The following is a 2,293-nucleotide window of genomic DNA, read 5'->3' as shown; positions in this document are numbered from 1 at the left end:
TACCTGTCAGCCTAAGGGTCAATAGAATTTTGCAGTACTTCGTTACGACCCTTTTTGCATTAAAAGCGTTCAAAAAGCAGCGTAACGCAGTAACCCTAGTTGCTCGCTACACTGACAGGAAAGCAGCATACCCTGGGCCCTACAGCCTGCGCACAGACGCTGTGTGACACCCACAATGTTCAGTTGCTTGATATTGGTCCCTGCGCGCCTTGCGGCTTAAGTCTGTCGTAGTCCGCCTGAGATGTTGCACTTGCTACAGCGGAAGGCATGCCGCCACCTGCAGAGTCTGGCCCCGCCTGTTGTGGTTTGGCCGCATTGGGCTTTGGAACAGGCGGAGCTGCAATGGCTTTGCCAATACGTGATTTGGGTTTGCTCTTTGCCTTTACCTTTCCACCTTTGAGGCGCGTCTCTAGCTTGTTGGCCAAGAAGCTTGTGGTGTTGGCAAAAGTCTTAATGTCTTCAATGGCTTGATCCAGCTGAACGCTAGCTGAAGCCTTCTCAATCACATCTATCAGTCGGCGTAGTTCCTCGCGGTCAGTCATGTGCGCACCCAGTTGAAGAGAGTGGGGTTAGTAAAAGACCACCCAGACTTGATAAGTACTTCCCTAGAAAAATCCGCAGCGCAGATTTTTGCGGCTGCAGGGGGAATTTCGGATGAGACACGTCATAAATGACGCTGCAATGATTAAACCGCATTATACCGCCATCCGTTCCGGCGCACGCCATACTGCTTCTGACTGCTCAGCTATGGCCCTATCACAAAGTGCCTTAAGGTTTGCTAAACGCTCACTCCACGCTTGATGCTGTGGCTGATCACTGGCAGCCAATCGCGCTGCATAATACCCAAGCTTGCTTGCACAAACGCTCAGGGTTTCCACACTCGGTTCTGTGTTGTGATAGCGCAGCACGCGGATATAGCCCTCACTGCGTCCCAACCAGCTGTGACAGAACTCCGGTGTGTTCTGTACAATGCCCGTTGCGATCAATTCATCGCGCATGTGTTCTAATAGTCTTATGCTCATCCAATTCTCCCAGTGTTTTGGTCTCGCAAGTATTTATCAAAACACGGTCGTGCTGGAGTAACACGAGGGCGGATAGTGTCGCTCAGCAAACAAGCCAGAAGCTGTGTTGCGAAAACTTCTTGCGATGCTTTGGTGCAATACTGTGTTGTGGGAATTTCTCAGGAGACTGTGGTGCAACCACAGTGTTGCAACCACAAACCTACAACACAGTGGTTCCAACACAATTGTGTGTGCCTGTTGTTGGGGGCACAGCATAACCCGTTTCTGCCCCGTTTTGCGCCTTCGTTGATAAATAAACATGGAGGACCGCAATGGAATTTGAGCAACGCAAACAAGAACGACGTGCTTTGGTGCAGCACTTGTTGGCACAAGACTGGAATGTGTTCGGCACGCTCAAGTTTGTGAACGGCAGAACGACTGGACGTAAGACTGCCAACAAACTCCTGCGCAGCTACTGGAACAAAGTGGATCGCGTGATCTACGGCAAAGCTGCTGAGCGTCAGAACATGCGAGTGCCGCGCTGGTGCTTTGCACATGAGGGCGCGGATCACGAGAACTTCCATGTTCACTTCGTAATGCCAAGCCCACTGCAGGACACGGAACAGACATGCTGTTTGCTCAACGCAGTCTGGGCGCAGCATCATGCGCAAACAGCGCCATTGGCAAAGAACTGGATCATGCCCGTAAAAGACCGTGCAGCTGTGACAAGCTATGTCACTCACGAATACTGGCGCATGGGCAGTGACACAATCTCAGACAACCTTTGCTGGGATAATGCACAGTTAAACTTTGCGCCCAACGACAACTACACCCAACAACAAGCACATCGTATTACACGGGCAGCCAGCCCACTCTGGCTACAGCAGGCACAACAGGCATTAAACGATCAAAAGGCACAATATGAGGCAAGCGGTGATTTGCAGATGATGGAGCGTGGCTAAGCCCCTTCGCGCAGCAAACACCTGAGCAGCTTGAACAACACAGATGCCAAAGGCGCAGGTCTTGGTACATCCTTGTTCACGAGCTGTTGTTCAAACTAACGAAGGTTCAAAAGAACACAGAACATCAACAAAGGCTCAAACGAAGAAGATCAAACAGACAGAGACTTAACGGAAAGACAGCGTCAGCGGAGCAAACCGTTAGACGCTTTTTTTGTGGGCGTGGTCATTTAAGGAAAGTAGTCCCAACAGCTGGTCTCAATCACGTTGCTATTTGCTGGCACTTTTATATGCCGCCCAGATAATATCCGATCGCTTCCTCCAATTCTGCCT

Annotated in this window: 3 protein-coding genes; 1 reads left to right on the top strand and 2 read right to left on the bottom strand. The window is 50.7% G+C overall.

What is annotated here, in order from left to right:
- Positions 1 to 179 precede the first annotated feature (179 nt).
- Together NIG5292_RS14295 and NIG5292_RS14290 are read right to left on the bottom strand one after the other, a co-directional pair.
- On the bottom strand, positions 180 to 542 hold the full coding sequence (locus tag NIG5292_RS14295; RefSeq protein ID WP_048600211.1) for a hypothetical protein: 363 nt from the start codon (positions 540 to 542) through the stop codon (positions 180 to 182).
- A gap of 153 nt (positions 543 to 695) precedes the next feature.
- Positions 696 to 1,022: a DUF6626 family protein gene (locus NIG5292_RS14290; RefSeq protein ID WP_144412770.1), complete on the bottom strand. Its 327-nt coding sequence runs from the start codon at positions 1,020 to 1,022 to the stop codon at positions 696 to 698.
- A 311-nt stretch (positions 1,023 to 1,333) separates the two neighbouring features.
- Here NIG5292_RS14290 and NIG5292_RS14285 point away from each other — a divergent pair, with 311 nt between their 5' ends.
- The gene (locus NIG5292_RS14285; RefSeq protein WP_048600209.1) at positions 1,334 to 1,963 is read left to right on the top strand and encodes a hypothetical protein; all 630 of its coding nucleotides are present in this window, start codon (positions 1,334 to 1,336) and stop codon (positions 1,961 to 1,963) included.
- Positions 1,964 to 2,293: the final 330 nt, after the last annotated feature.

It is taken from the genome of Nereida ignava (assembly GCF_001049735.1).
GTDB classification, from domain to species: domain Bacteria; phylum Pseudomonadota; class Alphaproteobacteria; order Rhodobacterales; family Rhodobacteraceae; genus Nereida; species Nereida ignava.
This window is presented reverse-complemented; position numbering and strand designations above follow the sequence as displayed.

Excerpts from the sequence above, each read along its gene's own strand:
- NIG5292_RS14285 (WP_048600209.1), top strand. The coding sequence starts at position 1,334 with ATGGAATTTGAGCAACGCAAACAAGAACGACGTGCTTTGGTGCAGCAC.
- NIG5292_RS14290 (WP_144412770.1), bottom strand. The coding sequence starts at position 1,022 with ATGAGCATAAGACTATTAGAACACATGCGCGATGAATTGATCGCAACG.
- NIG5292_RS14295 (WP_048600211.1), bottom strand. The coding sequence starts at position 542 with ATGACTGACCGCGAGGAACTACGCCGACTGATAGATGTGATTGAGAAG.